Raw genomic sequence first — 3,025 nt, forward strand, 5'->3', positions numbered from 1 at the left:
ACAATTTCAAATTCATGGTCTGATTGGTCAGCTCGGTGCCAAGCATGAAGTTTTAAGGCTTCAAATCCTTCTTCTAAATCGTCTTCATAGGATTCAAATTGAATGTCGACATATCGCCCACCAGGTGGCACTAAGATTTCTTTACGTGTTGCTAGGTCAACGTTTTCTACGAATGTTTCGCCGCGGTCAAAAGAGACTTTTGCAAGCGTTGAAAAATCATCACCTTTAGTTGCAGATGACCCTTCAATTTCAAGGGTTAAAGGTGTTGGTAATACTAACTCTTTATTGAATTTCAAGCGGTACTTAATGGTACGGCCTTCTTCTACTAAATCATTTGTATGACGGGAATAAACAGCATTTACACGCAAATCACCCTGATTACTTGAAGGGTCTAGAATATCTTGATTAAGTGTTAAGCGGTCTGAAAGCGTCTCTCGGTGCCATGCTTCAAGTGTGAAATATTCGGTATTTTCATCTTTGCCATCATTATTTAGGCCAATCAAAATATCAATATGGCGGCCACCAGGTGGGACGCTTATTTTTTGAGGGCTAGCAAGATCAATGACGTACGGATAGCTTTCACCACGATTAAACGAAACAAATGCTGTTGTATCGAAATCTTGTCCTTTTTGTGCAGTGCCGCTGCTAAGTTTTAGATTAAGATCCTTTTCTTCATCTAGGTCTTTGTTGAATTTAACACGCAGATGCGCTTCATCACCTTCTTCTGGGCTTTTATCTAAGCTGTATACTGCACTGATTTTGTAATAGCTATCTTCACCACCAGATGAACCAGAGTCACCTGTGCCACAGTTTGCGGCAGCTAAGTCAGTAAAACGATGGCTGCTTGTCGATAAATAGCTGAGCGATGATTTACCCATATCATAAGCAAAAAATTCAGAGCCACCTAAGTTGTCTTGGCGAGAAACAATTAATTCACCAACATGGTTTTTAGCTGCCCCAGTCGCTAAAGCCAAATTGTGCTTATTAACAATTTCAACGGTTAATGCATCTGTATCGACACGATAAATACTGTTTTTGCTCACTAAATATAAGGTGTCACCGATGAAGGTTAAATCACCCCAGTTCTTATCTTGTTCATTACGAAAGCCGGTTAATTCACCGTAAATTGACGCATAACCTGTGTTTGGATCGATAGTGAAAAGTGTATCGTCATGTGCAGCCCATAATAGGTTTTGTTCAGGATCACTCACAAGGCGGTAGGTGAACTTTGTTTTACCAACTTGATGATGAGAACCTGCATTAATATCGTAGTAAGCTAAGTAACTTACGCCATTAGTTTGAGGCACTGAAACATAATATAAACGCTGATTGTCTGTATCTAATGCAATCGCAGCAGAATCGTATAAAGCGATTGAGTTCGACAGGCTTTGACCTGTGTATTCATCTAGTGTGTGAATAACACCTTGACCAGCATCACTGGCAATACCGTACATAGGACTATGGCACTTCGAATGTGCAGAAAATCCAGAGGTAGCAAGGGCTGCACACACAAGTGTACGAACAGCATTTAGTTTCATAGGGGGCTCCAAATTGCTAACAGCTTATAATTAGTGGAAATTTTTTCGCGATTTTACGCGAAATAGGTACGGAAATAAAATATTTATCAGAAAAAAATATGAGAAAGTTATTACACTTTATCACACTGCGTGGGTGTTCAATTCAGAGAATATGAATATCTATTCAGTACTATTTTCGCGATGGTTTGACCTTATATTGACTTTGGACTTTATGTTAATTGCTTAGCACGCTTTTGATGGTATTGTTGTTGTGAACTAATAATAAAAACGATAGGAATTTATGCATGAATAAAACACTGCTTGCCCTCGTATTATCGAGTTTTTCATTGGGTACATATGCATCAAGTGACCTCAATTCACTCTTTAAACAAACTGAACCAAAAGTGATTGAGTGGCGACGTGATTTCCACCAAAACCCCGAACTTGGTAACAGAGAAACACGCACGGCTGGCATTGTGGCAGCACACTTAAAATCATTGGGCATGGAAGTCGAAACAGGTATCGCTTATACCGGCGTAGTGGGATTATTAAAAGGTGCTAAACCAGGGCCAACCGTTATGTTACGAGCAGATATGGATGCATTACCCGTAACCGAAAAAACAGATGTGCCTTTTAAGTCGACAAAAACGACTAATTATCGCGGTGTTGATGTAGGCATAATGCATGCGTGTGGCCATGATACCCATGTGGCAATGCTTATGGGAGCTGCAGAGGTACTTGCGAGCATGAAAAATGAACTTGCAGGGAATATCATGTTTGTTTTTCAACCTGCTGAAGAAGGCGCGCCACAAGGTGAAGAGGGTGGTGCTGAATTAATGCTTAAAGAAGGTATTTTTAAAAAATACAAACCAGATGTGGCCTTTGGATTACATATCACTTCAAAATTAAATGTTGGCCAAATTGGTTATCGCAGTGGGCCAGCCATGGCCAGCGCAGACCGATTTGAAATAACAGTTAAAGGTGAGCAAACTCATGGTTCAACACCTTGGGCTGGCGCCGACCCAATCGCAGCGGCTGCGCAAATTGTTACTGGGGTAAATCATATTGTCAGTAGGCAAATTAATATTACTAAAGAACCAGCCATTGTATCGTTTGGAAAAATAGCAGGTGGGGTAAGGAATAATATCATTCCAGAAGAAGTGGACATGGTCGGCACAATTCGTAATTTTGATATGGAAAATCGGCAACAAATTTTCGAGAAAATTAAAACCACGGCTGAGCATATCGCGTTATCGTCTGGCAATACCGCTGATGTGACTATCTATGAAGGCTATCCGGTAACCGTTAATGACCCTAAATTAACAGAAAAAATGCTACCAACGCTTGAAAAGGTGACAGGTAAAGGGAATTTAATTGAAATGCCAAAAATTACTGGTGCTGAAGATTTCTCATTCTATGCAATGGAAGTACCGGGATTATTTGTATTTTTGGGCGGTACACCAAAAGGAACAGATCCTAAAGATGCACCGAGCAATCATTCGCCTTAC

Annotated in this window: 2 protein-coding genes; one reads left to right on the forward strand and one right to left on the reverse strand. The window is 40.4% G+C overall.

The annotated features are described in order from the left end of the window. Nucleotides 1-1,538: hypothetical protein (locus ABYD77_RS18480; protein WP_372771564.1), on the reverse strand; the 1,538-nt coding region annotated here is incomplete at its 3' end. A gap of 284 nt (nucleotides 1,539-1,822) precedes the next feature. On the opposite strand from ABYD77_RS18480, the gene ABYD77_RS18485 reads away from it, so the two are divergent. After that, a partial coding sequence (locus tag ABYD77_RS18485) for an amidohydrolase (protein ID WP_372771565.1) occupies nucleotides 1,823-3,025 on the forward strand: 1,203 nt, incomplete at its 3' end.

It is taken from the genome of Pseudoalteromonas sp., from assembly GCF_041629635.1.
GTDB lineage: Bacteria > Pseudomonadota > Gammaproteobacteria > Enterobacterales > Alteromonadaceae > Pseudoalteromonas.